We start from the raw sequence: 3,715 nt of genomic DNA, 5'->3' as shown, positions 1-3,715 counted from the left end.
TTACATTTATTTTACTTTCTATCCCTAACTGACTGTTATGACGGGAAATATTTTTTGAGATTTTTAGATTTGAGAAAATAGATAGTAGATTTCTGACCCGAAAACATCGTTTTTACTACAGAAAATGAGTAGATATTATAAGCTGTTTTTTATTCATCGCTTCCAATGTAGCTCAAATCTTTGTTTTTTTTGTCTAACTGAAATCGAAATTTGGAGTTGTGCAACAGTTACCCATGTTGTGCGTTCGTTTTTCTTTTTAGAATATCCAATTAATTACTGTTACAAATCCAATAATTATTATAATGATAATTAAAACTAGAATTAAGAAGAATAAATAACGACCTAATTTTTCTTTTATAGTTTCTTGATATTCGATTTTATTCCTTTTTGGAATATTTTTTTTAGGATTAAATTTAGGAACATAATTGATTCTCCTTTTGCTATCTAATTCCAATTCTGTTAGTTTCTTTTGTGCGTATTCAGATAATTTAGTTTTATCTCCTCGAAATACAATGTCTTGTAAAATATGATTTCCTGAATAATTGACAGATTTTTCATAAATCTCAACACATTTTTTAATTCGTTCTTCTGTAGGCTCGGTTAATATCCAATATTTTCCAGCTGAATCAAAAAAACCGCTTTCATAGTACAGTTCTGCAAGTTTATTCCATAATTGAATTTCATTTGGATTTTCCTGAATTAAATTTCGCAACCTATCTGCTGCTTTATATTTCATTCCGTTTTGAATTTCTAAATCAATTCTTTTCAATTTTTGTTCTAAACTCATAAAGTTTCTGTAAAATGACGCACAACGAGCCGAGTATTTGCGAAGAACGGGAGAGAATTTGAACGAAGTTCAAGTTCGTCCGTTCAAGCAAATTGCTCTTTTCTGAAACTAATTTAGTGTTAAGTTTTAAGAAAAGCAATTTTGCGAGTGGAAAAAGATGGGATGAAAGTTTACTTTCAGCCCGTTTTTTTGCTAAATACTATGTTGTACGACGTTTATTTTCTGGATATAGTTTATTTAAGCTAACATAAAAAATAAACAAACCTAAAATTATTATAAGAAAAAATAAATAATAATTATTATTTGAAATAGGTTCTAATTTATCCAATTTAGATTGACAAATAAGAATTATATTTTCATGTTTCTTAATTTCGTTTTCACCTAAATTTTTGGATTCTAATATTGTTTTATAGGATTTATTTTGATCAGTTAATAGTTCTATTCTAATCTTTTCATTTTCTTCAATATGATTCATTTTGTTTGTGAAAAAAATACAAAATATAACAACTGCTATAATTAAAATATTTTCGATAATTTTTTTATTTCTGAGAATCATAAAAGAAGTTTTGGTTTTATTCGAGGGAAAATGTCGTACAACGGGCCGCGTATTGGCGATAGTGGCGGTTTAGAAAGCCTAAACTTTCAATTTTGCACTAAGCTAAGCAACAGCCTTTTATTGTTTTCTAAATTTATGAAAAAAGGAAATATAAAAGGCTGTTGCGACAAAAAAAGGAGAAACTTTCAATCTCTCCATTAAACCGCCATTTCGCCAATGCGATGTTGTACGACGTTTTTATTGTTTTTTCAGAAAATTACTTACTTCCGTGAAATAATCTGAGCCATAATATTTCATAAATTCTCCATTAGTTTTTAAGATGAAAAATGCTCTGCAATTTTCCTTTAGTGTAAATATGTTTTTCTCAAAAAATCCTGAATCTAAAATAAAAATATTTTTATCTTGAATTCTTTCTTTATGCAATGCATTGGAAGTATATATAAAAAAATCAATTGTGTTATTTTCTTTTGAAATTTTTGATGATATCTTGATGGTATTTTGGATAACACCCAAAGCATTCCTCTCTTTTAAACCATATTCATAGCAGTTTACACCATATTGATAAAAATGAATTAAAATCGCTTTTTCTTCAGGTATTTCAACTTTAAGTTCTTTTAATATTTCTTTTCGGGTTTCTTTATATTCTTCAGGATTTAGTTTTCCTACAAAAGACTTTATACTAGATATAAAATCATTATTAATTTTAGTGTTAATTTTTGAACCTATCGAATTTTGAGCAAAACCAAATGTGCAATTTATGATTGAGATTATTAAATATAATTTGTTGATTTTCATTTAGGAGAGTGTTTTGGTAAAATGTTGTACAACGTTTTTGGGCTTGGCGTTCGTGCGGGATTTCAGGGCACAATACAGTCAACCCAACACAAAAGTTGATTTGAAAAACTACACTTGAATTTAAGCACGTCACCCCGCATGACGCCAAACCCTTGTTGGTGGCAGTTTTTATTGTTTTGTATAATCACCAATTAAACTTCCTCCACCATTACAGTAGTAATTTAAAACATATCTATCCCCGTCTTCTTTTTCAATGGCATCTATAGAAATTTTAGTATCTTTTCTTGTTATTATTACAGTAACTGGTTTTTTCCAGTCTGTGGTTTGTATAAAAAGAGTGTCATTTTTAAGAATTCCTGTTTTGTCAAACGTACAGCCCTTTTTTCCATTTCTCTCTTTTGAATCTACAGTTATTTTACAACTATCTTGATTCTTTAAATCTTCAATTTTTACTTCTACCCAATCATTTCCACCTTCTTTTTGCCCACTAAGGTATGTTCCCACAAAGTCATTTATACTTTTCTGTGGTGTTGAGTTTTTTACATCTTTGGTTTCTTCCATAGATGTAGTTTTGTCTTTTTCCTGAGTTTGGTTATTACAAGCAATTAAAAAAATAATTGCAATGAAACTTGTTACGATTACTTTATTCATTTTTTATAAATTTTTAAATTTAAGGGTATAATATATTAATTATTTTTTCGAATCTGTAGTGTCTCTTGGTAAAATTGCCACCAACGTTTCGAGGCTTGGCGCAAGTGCGGGCTTGAATTGAGCGGAAGTTCAATTCAGACCGAAACTAAGCCAAAGCCAATTTCTATTTGCTAATATAACTAAAAAGCCAATAAAATTGGCTTTTGTCGACTTAATAAGCACAAAAGTTCAACTTAGCACTTAACCCCGCATTTCGCCAAGCCTTTGTTAGCGGTAGTGCTTTATTTTTCAAAACAGTCAATACATAATGTTATTCCATTATTTCCTAATCTTCTCATTTCTTGTGGAGTAATTTCCATTGAGCATTGATGCTGATATTCATAAATTCTCCAGATACTTATATCACTTGTTTCAATTCCTATTCTTTCAAGTTCAGAAAATTTTGGCTCGATTAAGTCTAAATATATATTAATATAGTCTACGTAATCATCTTCATCTTTTTCGTCTATTGCGTAGCACCATAAAGTTTTGATTTCATTTGAATTTTCATTATCAAAAATTGTTGGTTCAATAAGAAGAATTTCAGTAATTTGATGGTAAACTTCTTCGTTTTTGCAATGAATATAAAGTCTGTAGTAATTCACTTTTGATTGGTTTTTCAGTTACGCTTTTTAAGCATTACCGCTAACGTTTCGGGTATTGCCGAAGGCGGGGAATTTATGGCTGAAAGCTTAAATTCTGCACCGAGGCGTGCCAAAACGAATTTTTATGAGTTAAATTTAAAAATAAAAAACGAATAAAATTCGTTTTTGGCGGAGTTAGAAGTACAAACATTAAATTTAGCACTTCAGCCCCGCTTTTGGCAATACCTTGTTAGCTGTAGTGCGAGTTTAATATTTCGCTTAAACGCATATGATTTTCGTTAT

Annotated in this window: 5 protein-coding genes; all 5 read right to left on the bottom strand. The window is 29.5% G+C overall.

Annotated elements, in window-relative coordinates:
• Positions 1-256: 256 nt before the first annotated feature.
• The 5 genes from HX088_RS13705 to HX088_RS13685 all read right to left on the bottom strand — a co-directional run bounded on the left by HX088_RS13705 (position 257) and on the right by HX088_RS13685 (position 3,433).
• Positions 257-787, bottom strand: coding sequence for a DUF6584 family protein (locus HX088_RS13705; protein WP_286484460.1), 531 nt, complete (start codon positions 785-787; stop codon positions 257-259).
• A gap of 199 nt (positions 788-986) precedes the next feature.
• A complete protein-coding gene (locus HX088_RS13700; protein ID WP_171623428.1) occupies positions 987-1,343 on the bottom strand; it encodes a hypothetical protein in 357 nt (118 codons plus the stop codon).
• A gap of 237 nt (positions 1,344-1,580) precedes the next feature.
• Positions 1,581-2,138, bottom strand: coding sequence for a hypothetical protein (locus HX088_RS13695; protein ID WP_260541397.1), 558 nt, complete (start codon positions 2,136-2,138; stop codon positions 1,581-1,583).
• Positions 2,139-2,306: 168 nt separating this feature from the next.
• Positions 2,307-2,789 (bottom strand): hypothetical protein, encoded by a 483-nt coding sequence (locus HX088_RS13690; protein ID WP_286484459.1) that lies wholly within the window; start codon positions 2,787-2,789, stop codon positions 2,307-2,309.
• Between the two features lie 281 nt (positions 2,790-3,070).
• Positions 3,071-3,433 carry a hypothetical protein gene (locus HX088_RS13685; protein WP_286484458.1) on the bottom strand — a complete coding sequence of 121 codons (363 nt, stop codon included), beginning with the start codon at positions 3,431-3,433 and terminating at the stop codon, positions 3,071-3,073.
• Positions 3,434-3,715 lie beyond the last annotated feature (282 nt).

The sequence above is a fragment of the Empedobacter sp. 225-1 genome (genome assembly GCF_030328185.1).
GTDB classification, from domain to species: domain Bacteria; phylum Bacteroidota; class Bacteroidia; order Flavobacteriales; family Weeksellaceae; genus Empedobacter; species Empedobacter stercoris.
This window is presented reverse-complemented; position numbering and strand designations above follow the sequence as displayed.